Origin of the sequence: Variovorax raffinosi (assembly GCF_051216615.1) — a bacterium.
In the GTDB taxonomy this organism is placed as follows: Bacteria; Pseudomonadota; Gammaproteobacteria; order Burkholderiales; family Burkholderiaceae_C; genus Variovorax.
Genome location: NZ_JBPJZR010000004.1, coordinates 82,437 through 100,217, shown reverse-complemented (window position 1 = coordinate 100,217; position 17,781 = coordinate 82,437). Strand labels below are relative to the sequence as shown.

14 protein-coding genes and 1 pseudogene are annotated in these 17,781 nt (G+C 66.3%); 10 read left to right on the top strand and 5 right to left on the bottom strand.

Annotation, left to right across the window (positions count from 1 at the left end):
• Positions 1-9 precede the first annotated feature (9 nt).
• Complete coding sequence (locus tag ACSFB7_RS14610; RefSeq protein ID WP_187112838.1) at positions 10-486, bottom strand: Lrp/AsnC family transcriptional regulator; 477 nt, start codon at positions 484-486, stop codon at positions 10-12.
• 178 nt (positions 487-664) lie between these two features.
• Between ACSFB7_RS14610 and ACSFB7_RS14605 the strand changes: the two genes are divergently transcribed.
• A complete protein-coding gene (locus tag ACSFB7_RS14605) occupies positions 665-4,276 on the top strand; it encodes an indolepyruvate ferredoxin oxidoreductase family protein (RefSeq protein ID WP_435471220.1) in 3,612 nt (1,203 codons plus the stop codon).
• A 22-nt stretch (positions 4,277-4,298) separates the two neighbouring features.
• On the opposite strand, the pseudogene ACSFB7_RS14600 reads toward ACSFB7_RS14605, so the two are convergent.
• Positions 4,299-5,383, bottom strand: a pseudogene (locus ACSFB7_RS14600) (PDDEXK nuclease domain-containing protein).
• A 356-nt stretch (positions 5,384-5,739) separates the two neighbouring features.
• Between ACSFB7_RS14600 and yajC the strand changes: the two are divergent.
• The 4 genes from yajC (at position 5,740) to ACSFB7_RS14580 (ending at position 11,598) form a co-directional block, all read left to right on the top strand.
• The gene (gene yajC, locus ACSFB7_RS14595; RefSeq protein WP_435471218.1) at positions 5,740-6,075 is read left to right on the top strand and encodes a preprotein translocase subunit YajC; all 336 of its coding nucleotides are present in this window, start codon (positions 5,740-5,742) and stop codon (positions 6,073-6,075) included.
• 87 nt (positions 6,076-6,162) lie between these two features.
• On the top strand, positions 6,163-8,046 hold the full coding sequence (secD, locus tag ACSFB7_RS14590; protein ID WP_435471216.1) for a protein translocase subunit SecD: 1,884 nt from the start codon (positions 6,163-6,165) through the stop codon (positions 8,044-8,046).
• Positions 8,047-8,064: 18 nt separating this feature from the next.
• Entirely contained in the window at positions 8,065-9,018 is a 954-nt protein-coding gene (secF, locus tag ACSFB7_RS14585) for a protein translocase subunit SecF (RefSeq protein ID WP_435471214.1), read from the top strand.
• 156 nt (positions 9,019-9,174) lie between these two features.
• On the top strand, positions 9,175-11,598 hold the full coding sequence (locus ACSFB7_RS14580) for a DUF1631 family protein (protein WP_435471212.1): 2,424 nt from the start codon (positions 9,175-9,177) through the stop codon (positions 11,596-11,598).
• Between the two features lie 21 nt (positions 11,599-11,619).
• Here the strand turns inward: ACSFB7_RS14580 and ACSFB7_RS14575 are convergent, their stop codons facing one another.
• The 3 genes from ACSFB7_RS14575 to ACSFB7_RS14565 are packed head-to-tail and all read right to left on the bottom strand — an operon-like array spanning position 11,620 to position 14,559.
• Positions 11,620-12,138: a Smg family protein gene (locus ACSFB7_RS14575; RefSeq protein ID WP_435471210.1), complete on the bottom strand. Its 519-nt coding sequence runs from the start codon at positions 12,136-12,138 to the stop codon at positions 11,620-11,622.
• Positions 12,139-12,172: 34 nt separating this feature from the next.
• Positions 12,173-13,306, bottom strand: a complete 1,134-nt coding sequence (dprA, locus tag ACSFB7_RS14570) for a DNA-processing protein DprA (RefSeq protein ID WP_435471208.1) — start codon at positions 13,304-13,306, stop codon at positions 12,173-12,175.
• A 35-nt stretch (positions 13,307-13,341) separates the two neighbouring features.
• A complete protein-coding gene (locus ACSFB7_RS14565) occupies positions 13,342-14,559 on the bottom strand; it encodes a LysM peptidoglycan-binding domain-containing protein (protein ID WP_435471206.1) in 1,218 nt (405 codons plus the stop codon).
• A 159-nt stretch (positions 14,560-14,718) separates the two neighbouring features.
• On the opposite strand from ACSFB7_RS14565, the gene def reads away from it, so the two are divergent.
• Genes def through ACSFB7_RS14540 form a run of 5 tightly spaced genes read left to right on the top strand, consistent with a single transcriptional unit; the run spans position 14,719 to position 17,777 of the window.
• A complete protein-coding gene (def, locus tag ACSFB7_RS14560) occupies positions 14,719-15,237 on the top strand; it encodes a peptide deformylase (RefSeq protein WP_435471204.1) in 519 nt (172 codons plus the stop codon).
• Between the two features lie 5 nt (positions 15,238-15,242).
• The gene (locus tag ACSFB7_RS14555) at positions 15,243-15,749 is read left to right on the top strand and encodes a hypothetical protein (RefSeq protein WP_435471874.1); all 507 of its coding nucleotides are present in this window, start codon (positions 15,243-15,245) and stop codon (positions 15,747-15,749) included.
• Complete coding sequence (gene fmt / locus ACSFB7_RS14550) at positions 15,746-16,702, top strand: methionyl-tRNA formyltransferase (protein ID WP_435471202.1); 957 nt, start codon at positions 15,746-15,748, stop codon at positions 16,700-16,702. The genes ACSFB7_RS14555 and fmt overlap by 4 nt, the downstream gene beginning before the upstream one ends.
• On the top strand, positions 16,702-17,442 hold the full coding sequence (locus tag ACSFB7_RS14545; RefSeq protein ID WP_435471200.1) for an AzlC family ABC transporter permease: 741 nt from the start codon (positions 16,702-16,704) through the stop codon (positions 17,440-17,442). The genes fmt and ACSFB7_RS14545 overlap by 1 nt, the downstream gene beginning before the upstream one ends.
• 23 nt (positions 17,443-17,465) lie before the next feature.
• On the top strand, positions 17,466-17,777 hold the full coding sequence (locus tag ACSFB7_RS14540) for an AzlD domain-containing protein (RefSeq protein WP_435471872.1): 312 nt from the start codon (positions 17,466-17,468) through the stop codon (positions 17,775-17,777).
• Positions 17,778-17,781: the final 4 nt, after the last annotated feature.

The window sequence follows — 17,781 nt, the reverse complement described above, 5'->3', positions numbered from 1 at the left end:
CCCTTTTTTCTACTTTGCCAGATGCCCCAGCGGCAGCGCGCTGCTCGCCTTCACCTCGCCCAGCGAGAAGCTGGTGTGCAGGTCTTTCACGTTCGGCAGGTTCATCAGGTGCTGCCGCGCGAAGGCCGAAAAGCCGTTCAGGTCTTGCGCCACCACCTGCAGCTCGAAGGTGCCGGTGCCGCTGATGTAGTGGCAGGCCACCACCTCGGGCATTTTGCGAATCGCATCCTCCAGCTTGCGCGTGGCCTCGTTGGTGACACGCTCGGTGTCCACGCGCACGAAAGCGAGCACGCCGAGCCCTATCTTGTGGCGGTCGATCTCGGCGTGATAGCCCTTGATGAAGCCCGCTTCCTCCAGCGCCCGCACCCGGCGCCAGCACGGCGCGGCCGAGAGGCCCACGCGCTGCGCAAGCTCCGCGTTGGTGAGGCGGCCGTCGGCCTGCAGTTCTTGCAGGATTGCGAGGTCGAACTTGTCAATGCTTTCCATGGACGCCGATATTAAGCAAGATTCTTTCTGGAACCTGCTTTTTCGGGGCAAAGAACGCAAACACCTGTCGCGGACCCCGGCATACACTTTGCGTGATCATGGGCTCGCGCCCTACCGGGCACAGACCCACAGTCAATCAGCCAGGCTCAAAAGGCCCTGCCATACGGAGACAGACAACATGAACGCCCCGCTGCCCGAGCACATCCGCCGCGCGCTAGAAACCGTCACGCTCGACGACAAGTACTCCCTTGATTACGGCCGCGCTTTCATGAGCGGCGTTCAGGCCCTGGTGAAGCTGCCGATGCTTCAGCAGTTGCGCGACAAGCAGGCCGGCAAGAACACCGCCGGCTTCATCAGCGGCTACCGCGGCTCCCCGCTCGGCGGCTACGACCAGGCGCTGTGGAAGGCCAGCAAGTTCCTCAAGGAACAGAACATCGTCTTCCAGCCGGGCGTGAACGAAGAACTCGCGGCCACCGCGCTCTGGGGCACGCAGCAACTGGGCTTTTCGCCGCAAGGCACCAACAAGTTCGACGGCGTCTTCGGCATCTGGTACGGCAAGGGCCCGGGCGTGGACCGCTGCTCCGACGTCTTCAAGCACGCCAACATGGCGGGCACCACCGAATTCGGCGGCGTGATCGCGGTGGCCGGCGACGACCACATCTCCAAGAGCAGCACGGCCGCCCACCAGAGCGATCACATCTTCAAGGCCTGCGGCACGCCGGTGTTCTTTCCGACCAGCGTGCAGGAAATTCTGGACCTGGGCATCCACGCCTTCGCCATGAGCCGCTTCTCGGGCGTGTGGTCGGGCATGAAGACGATCCAGGAGATCGTCGAGTCGAGCGCCACGGCCATGATCGATCCCGAGCGCGTCGAGATCGTCATTCCCACCGACTTCGAAATGCCGCCCGGCGGCCTGCACATCCGCTGGCCCGACCATGCGCTGGAGCAGGAAGCCCGGCTCATGCACTACAAGTGGTACGCCGCGCTGGCCTACATCCGCGCCAACCGGCTGAACCACAACGTGATTCAAGGCCCGAACGACCGCTTCGGCATCATGGCCAGCGGCAAGGCCTTCAACGACACGCGCCAGGCACTGCTGGACCTGGGGCTCGATGACGCGGCCTGCCGCCAGCTCGGCATTCGCCTGCACAAGGTGGCCGTGGTGTGGCCGCTCGAAGCGCAGCTCACGCGCGAATTCGCCACCGGCCTGCAAGAGATCCTGGTGGTTGAAGAAAAGCGCCAGGTCATCGAATACCAGCTCAAGGAAGAGCTCTACAACTGGCGCTCGGACGTGCGGCCCAACGTGGTCGGCAAGTTCGACGAAGGCCAGGGCGCGAGCGACGACGGCTACTCCGGCGGTGAATGGTCGATGCCCAACCCGACCTCGCACACGCTGCTGCGCGCCAACGCCGACCTGAGCCCCGCGCTCATCGCCAAGGCCATTGCCGCGCGACTGAAGAAGACCGGCCTGCTGGCCGCCGCCGGCGCCGACATGGCCGCCCGCATCGACGCGCAGCTCGCCATCCTCGAAGCCAAGGAGCGTTCGATGGTGGTGCAGCAGGCTTCCACCAGCGTGGCCGACGCCACGCGCCAGCCGTGGTTCTGCTCGGGCTGCCCGCACAACACCAGCACCGTGGTGCCCGAAGGCTCGCGCGCGATGGGCGGCATCGGCTGCCACTTCATGGCGACCTGGATGGACCGCTCCACCATCGGCTTCACGCAGATGGGCGGCGAGGGCGTGCCATGGGTCGGCCAGCAGCCTTTCACCACCGACCAGCACATCTTCGCGAACCTGGGCGACGGCACGTACTTCCACAGCGGCCTGCTCGCGATTCGCCAGAGCATCGCGGCCGGCGTGAACATCACCTACAAGATCCTCTACAACGACGCGGTCGCCATGACCGGCGGCCAGCAGGTCGGCGAGCGGCCCGAAGGCCACTCGGTGCTGCAGATCGCCGAGAGCCTGCATGCCGAAGGCACGAAGAAGGTCGTGATCGTGACCGACGAGCCCGAGAAGTACGAGGGCGTTTCGATTCCGGGCGACCACGTGCAGGTCAAGCACCGCGACCTGCTCGACGAAATCCAGCGCGAATTCCGCGCGATGCCCGGCACCACGGCCATCATCTACGACCAGACCTGCGCGACCGAGAAGCGCCGCCGCCGCAAGCGGGGCACGGCCGTCGATCCGGCCAAGCGCGTGGTCATCAACGAGCTGGTCTGTGAAGGCTGCGGCGACTGCAGCGTGCAGAGCAATTGCCTCTCCGTGGAGCCGCTGGAAACCGAATTCGGCCGCAAGCGCACCATCAACCAGAGCAGCTGCAACAAGGACATGAGCTGCCTGAAGGGCTTCTGCCCGAGCTTCGTGTCGGTCGAAGGCGGCCAGCTCAAGAAGAAGGGCAAGAACAAGGCGGCCACGCCGGCCGAGTTCGGCCTGCTGCCCGAGCCGGCGATTCCGTCGCTGGACGGCGGCAAGGTCTGGGGCGTGGTGGTGGCGGGCGTCGGCGGCACCGGCGTCATCACCATCGGCCAACTGCTCGGCATGGCCGCGCACATCGAAGCCAAGGGCATCGTCACGCAGGACGCGGCGGGCCTGGCGCAAAAGGGCGGCGCCACCTGGAGCCACGTGCTGATCGGCGACACGCAGGACGACATCCGCACCACGCGCGTCGGTACTGCGGCGGCCGATCTGATCCTGGCCTGCGATCCGCTGGTCGCGATCAACGGCGAAACCATGGCGCGCATGCGCGAAGGGCGCACGCACGTGGCGCTCAACAGCCACAGCTCACCCACCGCCGCCTTCGTGCGCAACGCCAACTGGCAGAACCCCGAAGACGCCTGCGCCGCCGAGATCGCGCGCGCCGTGGGCATCGACGGCATGGGCACCTTCGACGCCGATGCGGCCGCGACCACGCTGATGGGCGACAGCATCTACGTCAACCCGATGATCCTGGGCTACGCCTGGCAAAAGGGCTGGATCCCGCTGGCGCACGAGTCGCTGATGCGCGCCATCGAGCTGAACGCCGTGGCCATCGAGAACAACAAGACCGCCTTCGAATGGGGCCGCCAGGCCGCCGTGCGCCCTGAAGAACTGCAAAAGCGCGTGCGCCCGGGACAGGTCATCGAGTTCAAGAAGCGCGAGACGGTCGAGGCCCTCGTCGCGCGCCGCGCGGAGTTTCTGACCGGCTACCAGAACGCCGCTTACGCCGAGCAGTACAAGCAGTTCATCGGCAAGGTGCAAAAGGCGGAGTCGGCACTGGGCAACAAGACCGGCCTGACCGAAACGGTGGCCCGCTACCTGTTCAAGCTGATGGCGTACAAGGACGAGTACGAAGTCGCGCGCCTGCACACCGATCGGACTTTCCTGGACCGCGTCGAAGGCATGTTCGAGGGTGACTACAAGCTCAACTACCACCTGGCACCGCCGCTCATGGCCAAGAAGAACGCCAAGGGCCAACTGCAGAAGCAGAAGTTCGGGCCCTGGATGCTGACCGGCTTCAAGTTCCTCGCGAAGCTCAAGGGCGTGCGCGGTACGGCCCTCGACATCTTCGGCCGCACCGAAGAGCGCAAGACCGAGCGCGCGCTGATCGGCGAATACCGCGCCAGCATCGAGGAAGTGATCGGCGCCCTGCGTGCCGACAACCACGCGCTGGCGTTGGAAATCGCCGGGCTGCCGGAGCAGATTCGCGGCTATGGCCACGTCAAGGAACGCAACCTTGCGGCGGCCCGCACTCGCTGGAGCGAGCTGCTGGCCAAGTGGCGCAATCCGCAGGCGCAGCGCGCGGCTGCCTGATCCGGGATTGCTGGAGGTCGGCTCAGTCGGCCTTGTCCGCGAGCCGGCCATCCAGCCGCGCGCGTGCAGCCATCAGGGCGCCGTGAATCTTCTGCTCGAACACTTCGCGGGGCGGCAGGACGGTGAGGTATTCCGCCACGTGGATGCCTGACTTGTTCAGCTCCAGCAGTTCGATCTGCTCCTGCTTCTTGCCGGTGCAGAGAATGATGCCGAGCGGGGGCGCGTCACCCGGCTCCTGGTCGTGGCGGGCCAGCCAGCGCAGGTACAGCTCCATCTGGCCCTTGTATTCGGCGCGGAATTCGCCCAGCTTCAGCTCGATCGCCACCAGGCGGCGCAGCTTGCGGTTGTAGAAAAGCAGGTCGATGTAGAAGTCATCGTTGTCGAGCTGGATGCGCCGTTGCCGCGCCACAAAGCTGAAGCCCGCCCCGAGTTCGAGCAGAAAACTCTCCAGCTCGCGCAGGATGGCGTCTTCGAGGTCCTTCTCCAGATGGCGGTCCTGCAAGCCCAGGAAGTCGAGCACAAAGGGTCTTTCAACAGCAACGCCGGTTCGGTCGGGTTCTGGCATTGCAGTTCGTCGAGTTCCTGGCGGATCAACACGTCGGGCTGGCGCGAGACCGCGGTGCGCTCGTAGAGCAGCGAGCCGATGCGCTCGCGCAGCGTGCGAACGCTCCAGCCTTCCAGTTGGCACATCTGTGCGTAGAAGTCGCGGGCGAGCGGGTCCTTGACCGGCAGCAACGCGAGAAAGTGCGTCCATCTCAAATGTCGTATCAGCGGTACGACAATTTGCTCGGACGGGAACACTTCGGCGAACTGCATCATGCGCCGCAGGTTCTTCTCCTCGAAGCCGCGTCCGTAGTCGCTCGCCAATTGTCGTGACAGCGTCGCGACAATTTCTTCCCCGTAGCCGGCACGCTGGCCGCCCAGCACTTCGGTGCGGATGCGCTGGCCGATGCGCCAGTACATGAGCGTCAGTCCCGCGTTCACGGCGGCGGCCGCCGTTTGCCGGGCTTGCTCGATCAGTTGCCGCAGGTCCACCAGCAGTGGATTCAGCCCCTCGTGAAGCGCCGGTGCGGTGTTGGCTGTCGTCAAGCGATTGCGCTTGCTCATGGAGGCTCCTTGCTTTGCGCGTCATGCGGATCGAATTGTCTGGCGGCTGTGGCCCCGGCTTCCGCGTGCAATGCGCTGCTGTCCGGAAAAGCGCCAAAAGCCGGTGATATTTGCAGGAGTTGCTATCAAATATGCAGCAAATGCAGAGCCCGGAAGCGTCCTGAAAGCCCCGCGCGTCGCGCCGGGATAGCGCACTGAGGGGCGCCGCGCCCCGAATACAATGCCCGGTGCTGTGCGCGGCCAAGCCCCGCCAAGCTTTGATTTGCGGCCCGTTTTCCCTGTGGCCGCGAAGCGGTGGAATGACGGACCCCGGTCCGCGCTCCTCTCGTTCTCTCTTCCCTCTGTTGGAGACTCTCTTGTTCATTTCCTCTGCTTTCGCCCAGACCGCGCCCGCAGCCGCCGGCGGCGGTGACATGTTGTCCTCGCTCGGCAGCATGCTGCCCCTGGTGCTGATGTTCGTGGTGCTGTATTTCGTCATGATCCGCCCGCAAATGAAGCGCCAGAAAGAAGCGCGCGCCATGATCGAAGCGCTGGCCAAGGGCGACGAAGTCGCCACGGCCGGCGGCGTGCTCGGCAAGATCACCTCGATCGGCGATCAATACCTGGGCCTCGAAATCGCCAACGGCATCGAGATCAAGGTGCAGCGCAGCGCTGTGGTCCAGGTTCTGCCCAAGGGCGCCGTCAAGCAATAAAAGCGTGAGCCGGGCCTTGCGCTTTGCGGCGCACGGCTCCAAGTCACGCCGTGTTCCATTTCTGAAGCTTGTGAAAAGCGCCCGCTCATGAACCGCTATCCGGTCTGGAAGTACACGATCATCGTGATCGTGTTGCTCGTGGGGCTCATCTATGCCCTGCCCAATTTCTTCGGTGAGTCGCCTGCGGTGCAGGTGTCGGCAGCCAAGTCCGTCGTCAAGATCGATACGTCGACGCAGGCCCGGGTGGAGGAAGTGCTCAAGACGGCCGGCCTGACGCCCGACCTGCTGACGCTGGAGCCGACCGCGGTGCGCGTGCGTTTCGCCACCACCGACGACCAGATCAAGGCACGCGACGCGCTGCAGCAGGCCCTGGTGCCGAACGCGGACGAGGCCTCCTACGTGGTGGCGCTGAACCTGGTGTCGCGCTCTCCCGCATGGCTGACCGCGCTGCACGCCTTCCCGATGTACCTGGGGCTGGACCTGCGTGGCGGGGTCGACTTCCTGCTGCAGGTCGACATGCGCGGCGTGCTCGACAAGAAGGCCGAGTCCTTCGCCGGTGACATCCGCACCGGCCTTCGCGACAAGAAAGTGCGCGGCAGCGCGGTGAACCGCAACGGCCAGACCGTCGAGGTCACGCTGCGCGACGAAGCCAGCCTGGAAATCGCCCGTCGCCTGATCCAGGACCAGATGCCCGACCTCACCACCGTCGAGAGCCAGCAGGGCACCGACTGGCGCATCGTGGCGAGCATCAAGCCCGAAGCGGCGCGCCGCTTCCAGGACGCGGCACTCAAGCAGAACGTGACCACGCTGCACAACCGGATCAACGAACTCGGCGTGGCCGAACCGGTGATCCAGCAGCAGGGCATCGACCGCATCGTCGTGCAACTGCCCGGCATGCAGGACCCGGCCCAGGCCAAGACCATCATCGGCCGCACCGCCACGCTCGAAATGCGTCTGGTGGACGAAAGCCCCGAAGGCCGCGCGGCCGAACTGGGCGGCGGACCGGTGCCTTTCGGCTCCGAGAAATTCCTCGATCGATCGGGCCGTCCGGTGATCGTGAAGAAGCAGGTGCTCGTCACCGGCGAGAACCTCACCGACGCGCAGCCCGGCTTCGACCAGCAGAGCAACCAGCCCAAGGTCGATCTGACCATGGACTCGAAGGGCGGCAACATCATGCGTGATGTGAGTCGCGAGAACTACAAGAAGCGCATGGCCATGCTGATCTTCGAGAAGGGCAAGGGCGAAGTGCTCACGGCTCCCTCGATCAACGGCGAACTGGGCAACCGCTTCCAGGTCTCGGGCTCGATGACCGTGAGCGAAGCCAACGACCTCGCGCTGCTGCTGCGCGCCGGCTCGCTGGCTGCGCCGATGGAAATCATCCAGGAACGCACGATCGGCCCGACGCAGGGTGCCGAGAACATCAAGAAGGGCTTCGACAGCGTGATGTACGGCTTTGCCGCAATCATGGTGTTCATGTGCTTCTACTACGCGCTGTTCGGCGCGTTCTCGTCGATCGCGCTGGCGGTCAACCTGATGCTGCTGGTCGCCATCCTCTCGATGCTGCAGGCTACGCTCACGCTGCCCGGTATCGCGGCCATGGCACTTGCCATCGGCGTGGCCATCGACTCCAACGTGCTGATCAACGAACGGGTGCGCGAAGAACTGCGAAACGGAGCGTCGCCGCAGGCCGCGATCCACGCGGGCTACGAGCGCGCGTGGGGCACCATTCTTGACTCCAACGTGACCACGCTGATTGCCGGCATTGCGCTGCTGGCCTTCGGCTCGGGTCCGGTGCGCGGCTTTGCGGTGGTGCATTGCATCGGCATCGTCACCTCGATGTTCTCGGCGGTGTTCTTCTCGCGCGGTCTCGTGAACTTCTGGTACGGCCAGAAGAAGAAGCTCAAGAGCGTGTCGATCGGCACCGTCTGGCGTCCGAACAGCGACGGCACGGCCGTGGCCGAAACCAAGTAAAGGCCAAGGACAAGCGCCATGGAATTCTTCCGGATCCACAAGACCATTCCGTTCATGCGCCACGCGGTGGTGCTGAACATCGTTTCTGTCGTCACCTTTGCACTGGCCGTGTTCTTCCTGTTCCACCGCGGGCTTCACCTGTCGGTGGAGTTCACCGGCGGCACGGTGATGGAAGTGGCCTACAAGCAATCGGCCGACGTCGGCAAGGTGCGCGAGGTCGTCGCCAAGCTGGGCTACCAGGAGGTGCAGGTCCAGAGCTTCGGCACCTCGGTGCAGATTCGCCTGCCGGTGCAAAAGGGCATGAACTCGGCCCAGCAGAGCGCCCAGGTGATGGACGCGCTGAAGGCGGTCGAGCCGGCGGTGGAACTGCGCAGCAACGAATTCGTCGGACCGCAGGTGGGCGACGAGCTGACCAGCAACGGCCTGAAGGCGCTGGCCATGGTGGTGGTCGGCATCATGATCTACCTGGCGTTTCGCTTCGAATGGAAGTTTGCGCTGGCTACCGTTCTGGCCAACCTGCATGACGTGGTGATCATCCTGGGCTTCTTCGCCTTCTTCCAGTGGGAGTTCTCGCTGGCGGTGCTGGCGGCGGTGCTCGCGGTGCTGGGGTATTCGGTGAACGAGTCGGTCGTGATCTTCGACCGGGTGCGCGAGAACTTCCGCCGCTACCGGAAGCTGTCGACCAGCGAGGTCATCGACAACGCGATCACCTCGACCATCAGCCGCACGATCATCACCCACGGCTCCACGCAGCTCGTGGTGCTGTCGATGTTCTTCTTCGGCGGCCCGACCCTGCATTACTTCGCCCTGGCGCTGACCATCGGCATCTGCTTCGGCATCTACTCGTCGTGCTTCGTGGCTGCCGCGATCGCGATGTGGCTGGGCGTGAAGCGCGAAGACCTGATCAAGGGCGGCCCGACCAAGCGCGACGGCGAGTCCGAAGACGCCCCGAACGCCGGCGCGGTGGTCTGACGGATACTTGAGGTTCAAACAAAGCGGTGGCGGCAGGGCCGCACCGCGGTTCGCATGCAACGCCGGGCGTTGTCGCCACTTGTGCGCTTGCGCATCCCGATGCAAGCTCGCGGGTGTTGCCCACGAATCGTTTACCTTGGTTTTCCCGATCCTTCAATGAGCATTGCGCGGTCCGCTTCTTCCCTGCAGCTCGCACGCGAGACGCGTGAGCGTTTCGTATCGGCCACGGAAGGCGTGATCGTGCCGCTGGCCCGCGCGATCCGGGACCGGCTGACATCGATTTCCTCGGAGGCCGGCAATGCCCGCGCCATGCAGGAACACCGCGACGATTTCGTGGCGTTCCAGGGGCAGGGCTCCCAATGGATTTCGCTGGCCCAGACCGGCTGGCGCAAGGCACTGGTCACATCGACCGGCAGCGCGCCGTCGACCTCGTCCTCGGCGTTGCGGCTGGAGCTGATCGGCGACGAGGTGGTTGAAAGCAACATCCTCTCGTCGCGCCTGGCGCAGGTGATTCACGACAAGGCCAGCTTCGAGCTGAGCGATCTGCGCCTGCGCATCCAGCATCTCGAAGGCACGAGCGAGCTCGACGCCAAGGACGTGCTCAAGCCCGAGACGCTGGCCAAGCTGCTGGTGGAGCAATGGCTGGCGGCCGGCCTGAGCCGGGGGCTCTGGACCCGGGTGCAGGACACGGTGCAACTGGCGCTGATCGATGGGGTCGTCAAGGCCTACGAGAACGCCAACGCCTTCCTGATCGCCAATGGCGTGATGCCGGAGATCGACCTCAAGAGCTTCGTGCGGCGCACAGGCGGGGCGGGCGGTGGCAGCCCGTCCGCGACGGGCTCCACGGCTTCGTCGAACGGACCGGTGGACCACCGCGGCACGTCCGATGCACCCTACAGCGCGCAACAGCGCCCCGGCTTTGGATTCGACGGCGGGCAGCAGGCCTCGGTGCCGTCAACCATGGCGCCTACATCGACCATCGGCGGCTCGCCGCTGACGATCGCGCGGCAGCGCGCACAGACCGCGCTGCTGAGCCTCAAGCGCTTCGTGACCGGGCGCATCGGCGGCGACTCGGGGGCAGGCGGCCAGAACTCCGTCCCGGCGGCGGAAGGGCGTGCAACGGGCGGCGGCATCGGCGGCGGGCAGGCGGGCCACGGCGGCACTGGTGGATCGCCCCGCGTTTTCTCGCGCACCTTCGCCGGCGCCATTGCCGATGCGGAAGTCGCCTACCGGATGGCGGCCACGCAATTCATGGACGGCTCGGGCGAACAGGCCACGCTGCTGCAGCAGACGGCGGTCGACCTGCGCCGCCGCAGCGCCGAGCTGAAGAAGCGCGCACCCACCACGGCCGACAAGGCCACGGTCGAGATCGTGGCGCTGATGTTCCAGGCCATCCTCGCGGAAGAACGCATTCCGTTCTCGGCCCGCGTGTGGTTCGCGCGGCTGCAGATGCCGGTGCTGCGCGTGGCCATTGCCGAGCCCGAGTTCTTCGGCACGCTGCAGCATCCCGCGCGCATGCTGATCGACCGCATGGGCTCCTGCGTGATGGGCTTCGATGCGGCCGCCATCTCCGGCAGCGCGCTCGAAAACGAGATCCGCCGCGTGGTGCAGGTGATCGAGCAATACCCCGAGACCGGCCAGCGTGTGTTCAAGCTGGTGTTCGACGAGTTCGTGGCCTTCCTCAGCCGCTACCTCACGCAGAGCGACAGCACGCAGCGCGTGATGAGCGTCGCGCAGCAGGTCGAGCAGAAGGAAACAATGGCGATCCAGTACACCATCGAGTTGCGCAAGATGCTCAACGACATGCCGGTGCGCGACGAGATCCGCGAGTTCCTGTTCAAGGTCTGGGCCGAGGTGCTGGCGATTGCCGCGCTGCGCTATGGCGCGCAGGGCGAGCAGACCGTCATGCTCAAGCGCGTGGCCTCCGAGCTGGTCTGGGCCGCAAGCGCCAAGCCCAACCGCACTGACCGCGCGCGCGTCATTCAAGACCTGCCGCAACTGCTGCAGCGCCTGCGCCAGGGCATGGCCCTGCTGGGCATCATTGACGAGCCCCAGGAAGCGCACATCAAGATCATCGGCGCCACGCTGTCCGACGCCTTCCTGTCGAAGACCGAGGCCATTCCGCAGGCCAAGATCGAGGCCATGGCCGAGCGGCTGGCGCACTTGGAAGATTTCGTCAGCGACGACGGCGGTGCGTCCGACCTGCCGCTCGATGCCCACAGCATCGAGATGCTGCTCGGTGTGGATGCGGCGTCGATCGAGGTCATTCCCGATGCCGCCGGCACCCAGGTCTCGGAAGACATGGTCGCCTGGGCGCATGAGTTGCAAGTGGGCAACTGGTTCATGCTCGACCACAACGACCGCGTGAACCAGGTGCAGTTCGTCTGGCGCAGCGACCGCAAGCGCCTGCACCTGTTCGCATCGGCGGACGGGCGCAGCTTCCTGATCCAGGTGGGGCGATTGGCGACGTATCTGCAGGCGGGCCTGCTGGTGCCGGCCGAGGAAGAGACGCTCACGGTGCGTGCCACGCGCGAGGCGCTGGCCAAGCTGGACGCCAACCCCGAGCGGCTGTTGAACTAACCGAACTCGATGGGCGGGCGCCTAGTGCGCCGTGCGGCCTTCGCGGCTTTCGCAAAGCTCGTCGAGCACCAATGCGTCGGGCTCGATGCCGGTGCTCCAGTGCACCATCAGTACGATGATCTTCAGCTCGTCGAGCGCAACCGGATCGCCCGGCGCAGCCATCGCGCGCTCGACGACGATCTCGCGCAGGCCGCAAGGCAGCACGTTCGCCGATTCGAGAAAACGGATGAAGCCCAGGCACTCCGCACCAAGGTGCTCCTGCTCGGCCTGGGAATAGACGCGCATCGCGTGGACCGACTGGGGCAGTGCCGCTTCGGGTGCGCCGCGCAGGATGACCGTGGCGATGGTCTTGTCGTCGGCATGGTGTTCGATCTGCATGCCCTGCGTTGCAAGGCTCAGGCCGTCGAGCCAGTGCAGGGCATCGCGGATCTCTTCTGCCTCGAAGCCGTGCGCACTGAGCTTGCGGCCCAGTTGCTCGGGTTCAGGGCAAGCATCGCCGCGCCAATAGTTTTCGTAGACAAAAACGAGCACTTCGAACATGAGCCCAATATAGCCGACGTTCGTGCAAGGCGGGCTAAGTGGAAGCCATTCGTTGAAAGAGCCCGCCGGGCAGTCGCGCGACCTGGCCGTCCAACTCCAGTTCAAGCATCTTCGCCTGCAGCGCGGCCGCGCTCCAGCCGGTGCGCGCGCTCAGTGCGTCGAGGCTCACGGGGTCGAAGCCGAGGGCGTCCAGCAGCGGGTCTTCAAGGGCGGCGCCTTCGTCCGGGGTTGCGGATGCGAGCGAGCCGTTGGTGCGAAGTGGTGGCAGCTCTTCGAGGATGTCGTTCACCGACTCCACGAGCTTGGCGCCCTGGCGGATCAGCGCATGGCAGCCGCGCGATTGCGGCGAATGGATCGAGCCCGGAATGGCGAACACTTCCTTGCCCTGCTCCGAGGTGAGCCGCGCGGTGATCAGCGAGCCCGACGCCAATGCCGCCTCGACCACCAGCGTGCCGCGCGCCAGTCCGGCGATGAGGCGGTTGCGCTTCGGAAAATTCTGCGTGAGCGGTGGCGTGCCGAGCGGCAGCTCGCTCACGATCAACCCTTGCAAGGTGATGCGGTGCGCCAGGTCGCGGTGCCGCGCGGGGTAGACGCGGTCCAGGCCGGTGCCCACCACGGCCACCGTGGCAAGCCGCGGCGTGTTGCCCGCTGCTTCGAGCGCGCCTTGATGCGCCGCGCCGTCGACACCCAACGCCAGCCCCGACACCACGGGCAGGCCCGCTTCGCCCAGCGCCCGCGCGAAGCTGCGTGCGTTGGTGGCGCCCTGCGGCGTTGGATTGCGGCTGCCCACGACGGCGATGCTGTGGTCGAGCTGCGTCAGGTCGAAGTCGGCGCCACCGAGCACATAGAGCATCGGCGGCGGGTCGGCCATTTCGAGCAGCGCGGTCGGGTAGCTGGCGTCGCCGAGCGTCACGATGCGGCGCGCAATGCCGTTGTCGGTGGCGTGCAGCCATTGCCAGGTCTGGTCGACCTGCGGCTGCAGGCCGGCGGGTGCCTGCCGCAGGGCTTCGGCCTGGGCGACGGTGACGACCTCACGCAGCGCGGCTTCCGGCTGCGCGAAGACATCTTCGGGCAGGCCGAAGGCCGCAAGCAGGCGGCGTGCGGTGGCATCGCCGATGCCCGGCGTCAGTGAGAGTCGCAGCCAACCTGCGAGTTCTGCGCGTTCCAAACGATTGCGAAAGAAGAGAGAGCCGGGGCCGCAGGTCAGGGGTTGACGAGGAAGTCGCCGGCGCGCGGAGTGTCGTTGATTTCGAGCACCAGCGCGTAGGAAACTTTCTCGAAGGTGCGGAACACCATCAGCAGGCCGATGCGTTCGTTCGGCAGCTTGATGGTTTCCTTGCGTTCGCCGGTGCGGTCGAGGATGGTCTCGCCGTTCTTCAGGATGGCCAGCACGTGGCCGCTGTCGATGCCGTCGCGGGTGCCCTTGTTGATGGCCACTACCTGGTTCTGGGCGGCGAACTGCACCGCGTTGCCGTAGACCGAGATGATCCGGCCGTCGACCTGCGTGGAGGGCGCGCGCGGCGCGTAGCTCAGCAACTGGCGCGGCGGCTCGGGCAGCAGGCGGTCGCCGGCGCGTATTTCCTCGCGCGACGCGATGATGTCGAGGCTCGCGGGCACCACGGTGATGAGGTCCTTGTTTTCCACCGTCTCGATGGTGGTCGACTCGCCGCGTTGCAGCTGGGCCTTGCCCAGGTACTGCGCCTCGTAGCCGAGGATCTCGCCCGTGCCCGGGTCTTTCAGCGGCGTGGCATTGCGGAAGACGCGGAAGTGCTGGACCGGCCCCGGGGCCTCGACCAGCGGCGAGCCGGCGTTGCCACGGGCATAGGCGCGGTCGCCGCGCGACAGCAGCACGCGGCTGTCGTTGCCGGCCACGATGCGCGGTGCGGCGTCCAGCGTGTTGGCGTCCACCACGATCGGCTCGCTCAGGAACGGCTCGATCAGGCTCGGATTGAGCGTGGGCAGCGCCATGCCGGACAGCGAGTCGAAGCGCGTGCGCGGCGACAGCTTGATGGTGCCGCCATCGCCGCTGAAGCCGCCGCGGCGGGTGGTCAGGCGTGCGCGGCCGCCGCTCTTGTCCAGGTACAGCACCTGGCCGGGGTAGATGCGGTGCGGGTTCGCGATCTCGCTGATGTTCATGCCCCACAGTTCCGGCCAGCGCCAGGGGTGCAGCAGGTACAGGCGCGAAATGGCCCAGAGCGTGTCGCCGGGCTTGATCGTGTATTCGTCGGGCGCCCTGGGCGCCAGCTCGTTCAGCGGAACGCCGGCCTGGGCGGTCTGCTGGGCGGTGGCGCGCTGCTGGGGCGTGACGGGGTAGTTTTGAGCCCAGGCCGTCGTGGCGCCGCAACTGCCAATGACCGCCAGGGCGGTCAACGTTGCAAGAAAAGAGGGGCGCTGGCGTTCAGTGGATCTGAGCTTGTTCATGTCTGGATGGGTGAGCGGGCAACGTATCGCCGCGCATACGAATCTCACAATTTGCTACGAATTCTGCGCTGAAGCCCCTGGGAGGGCAACGTTTTCGGCCCCGCGCGGCCCGTCGCGTCGCGGAATTGGCGAAAATAGCCACAACTTCCCCCCGATTTCATGGCCAAACGAATCATTCTGAGTTACCCGGACAAACGCCTGCACACCGTGGCCAAACCGGTGCAAGGCGTCGACGCGCGCATCAAGACCCTGGTGGCTGACATGCTGGAGACCATGTACGACGCCAACGGCATCGGTCTGGCCGCGACCCAGGTCGACGTGCATGAGCGCCTGGTCGTCATCGATGTGTCTGAAGAACGCAACGAACCGATCGTGCTGATCAACCCCGAGATCACCTGGGCCAGCGACGAAAAAGTGCTGAACGAAGAAGGCTGCCTGTCGGTGCCCGGCATCTATGACGGCGTCATGCGCTCGACGGCGGTCAAGGTCCAGGCGCTCGACGAAAACGGCGAATTGCGCACCATCGAGGCCGACGGCCTGCTGGCCGTGTGCATCCAGCACGAACTCGACCACCTGCTTGGCAAGGTGTTCGTCGAATACCTCTCGCCCCTGAAGCGCAACCGGATCAAGAGCAAGCTGCTGAAGCAGCAGCGCGAAGAGCTGCGGGAGCGGGCTTGACCGCCATGACGCGCCGCGCCGGGTCCCTGGCAGCGCTGGCGGCATTCGCCCTGTCCGCGTTGGTACTCGCCGGCTGCGTCAACGACCCCACCCGCATCCAGCCCGGCACCACGGCCGCCGAGACCCTGCAGCGCCTGGGCACGCCCACGGGCCGCTACCCGCTCAACGGCGGTGGCGAGCGCCTGCAGTATTCGCGCATGCCAGCCGGCTTCGAGGTCACCGACATCGACGTGGACGCGGCGGGCAAGGTCGTCTCGGCCACCCAGGTGCTGAGCGAAGCGCGCTTCGGCCAGGACATCAAGGTCAACGAGTGGCGCCAGAACGACGTGATGGCCTTCTATGGCCGTCCGTATGAAATCTCCCGCGTCAGCTCCTTCGACGGCGCCGTCTGGACCTGGCGCTACAAGGCCGTGAACGAACGCCGCATGCTCTATATCTACATCGACCCGACCGGCGTGGTCCGGCGCTATCACACGGGGGACGATCTCGAATTCGATCGGCTGCGGGATTGAGCCGGCTCAAGGTCGTTTTCGCGGGCACGCCCGAGTTCGCGCGCGTCGCGCTGGAAGCCATTGCGGCGGCCGGCCATGACATCGTCCTGGTGATGAGCCAGCCCGACCGGCCCGCCGGTCGCGGCATGAAGCTGCAGGCCTCGCCGGTCAAGCAGTGCGCGGTTGCCAACAACTGGCCCGTGGCCCAGCCGCGCAGCCTGCGGCTCGACGGCAAGTACCCCGAAGAAGCGGCGGCCGGACGCGACGCCCTGCTGGCAGCGCAGCCCGACGTGATGGTGGTCGCCGCCTACGGGCTGATCCTGCCGCAGTGGGTGCTCGACCTGCCGGTGCACGGTTGCCTCAACATCCACGCCAGCCTGCTGCCGCGCTGGCGCGGCGCGGCGCCCATCCACCGCGCCATCGAGGCCGGCGATGCGCAGACCGGCATCACCATCATGCAGATGGATGCGGGCCTGGACACCGGCGACATGCTGCTGCGCGAAGCCATCGAGATCGGCGACGACAACACCGCCCGCCTGCACGACCGTCTGGCCGCGCTGGGCGGCCGCATGATCGTCGAAGCATTGGCGAACATCGGCGCCCTCACCCGCACGCCGCAGCCGGCCGAAGGCGTTACCTACGCCAGCAAGGTCGAGAAGCACGAGGCCCTGATCGACTGGGCCCAGGCCGCCGACGCCATCGTGCGGCGCGTGCGGGCGTTCGATCCCTTTCCGGGCGCCAACAGCCCGCTCGACGGCGAGACCATCAAGCTCTGGACCGCCCACGCGGCACCCGCCGCCGACGCGTCGGCCGCGCCGGGCACGATCCTGTCCGTGACCGACACCGGCGTCGCCGTGGCGGCTGCCGGCTCGACCGTCATGCTCACCGAGCTTCAGCGTCCCGGCGGCAAGCGCCTGGCCGTGGCCGATTTCCTGCGCGGCTTCGATCTGAAGCCCGGGCAGGTGTTCGGCTGATGTTTCTTTCCGCAGACATCCGCCGCCGCCCCGAATTCCGCGTGGGCGTGCGCGACATGTCCTCCGTGGCCATGGGCATCGGCGCCTGGGGTTTGATGACCGGCGTGGCCATGGTCAAGTCGGACATGAGCGTGATCGAGGCCATCGCGATGACCTTGCTGGTCTACGCGGGCAGCTCGCAGCTTGCGGCCATTCCGCTGCTGTTCGCGGGCGCGCCGGCCTGGGTGATTCTGGCGACGGGCTTTTGCGTCAACCTGCGCTTCGTGGTGTTCAGCCTGCACCTGCGGCCCTACCTCATGCACATGCCGCGCTGGCGCCGCATGGTGCACGGCTACCTCACGGCGGACATGAGCTATGCGCTGTTCACAAAGCAGTACCCGAAGCCCCCGGCCACCATCGCCGAAAAGGAAGCGCAAGAGGCCTACCTCACCGGCAACTACTTCGTGACCTGGAGCGCCTGGATGGGCATGAGCCTGTTGGGCATCGCGCTGGCCAACTTCATTCCGCAGACCTGGGGCCTGGGCTTCGCGGGCGTGCTGAGCCTGGTGGCCATCGTCTGCTCGATGGCGACCACGCGGCTGCGCGTGCTGGCCGGGCTGATCGCCGGCGCCACGGCCGTGGCCGCCTATTCGCTGCCGCTCAAGCTCAACATCGTCGTGGCCATCGGCGCGGCCGTGCTGCTGTGCTTCTGGCTCGAAAAGCAGTTCGGGCTCGACCCCACCGCGGAGGACGACAAGTGAGCGGCACCACCGACCTGTGGACGATGGGCGTGATCGTCGGGCTGGCGCTCGTCACCGTGCTCACGCGCTGCTTCTTCTTCATCCTCGACCGGCCCTGGGGTCTGCCCGACTGGGCCCACCGTGCGCTGCACTACGCGCCGGCCGCCGCGCTCGCCGGCGTGATCGCACCCGAGATCGTGATGACGCAGGGCCACCTCATCACCACGCTGCACGACGCCCGCCTGTATGCGGCGGTCGTCGGTGCGGCGTACTTCTACTGGCGGCGCGGCGTGCTCGGCACGATGCTCGCGGGCATGGCGGTGTACCTGCCGCTGCACCTCTGGCTCGGTTGGTAGCCGG